Annotated in this window: 1 protein-coding gene; it reads left to right on the top strand. The window is 75.4% G+C overall.

Translation table 11 applies throughout. The features are described from left to right. Positions 1 to 331 precede the first annotated feature (331 nt). A partial coding sequence (locus tag V6V16_RS27810; RefSeq protein ID WP_334566920.1) for a hypothetical protein occupies positions 332 to 521 on the top strand: 190 nt, incomplete at its 3' end.

Genomic DNA, 521 nt, shown 5'->3' with positions numbered 1-521 from the left:
CGTCCCGCGGCGTGGGCCGGGGCAGGCGCGCGTCGCGCCGCCTGCCCGGGCGGCGCGGGCCGCGGTCGCCGAGAGGCGGAGGCGCCCGCCGGCCGCGTCACGGCCGGCGGGCGTTCCCCGGGGTCCGCGCCGGTCGGAATTGCCGTGCCGTCGGGCGACAATCGGACATAGGGCTTGTTCTGAGAAGTCTCGACGCAATAAACCGAAGAAGCCCCCGTTGCATGCACGACAAACAATGCGGGTGGATCTCCACCGTTTACGGTGGACGCCCCGCCGGCATCGAAACTATCAGATGTCCCCGCCGATGGGACCGGACTGTTGCGTCGCTCTCATGACAGTCCACGGCGGCGCTGTCGACACCGTCCACTCCGGAGAACCGGCCGACCCGGACGGACCCGGCGCCGGCCTGCTGGCGCGCCCCGCCTCGGCCCGTGGGCCCGGTTCCGGGCAGGTCGCCGGCCGCCCGACCAGCCGCGCCGCCCGCGACCCGACGCCACCAGCCGGCGCCCGCCCGGCCGGCG

The sequence above is a fragment of the Micromonospora sp. CPCC 205561 genome, assembly GCF_036906775.1.
Classification (GTDB): Bacteria; Actinomycetota; Actinomycetes; order Mycobacteriales; family Micromonosporaceae; genus Micromonospora.
Note: the sequence above shows the minus strand (reverse complement) of the source record. Positions and strands in the feature narration are given on the sequence as shown.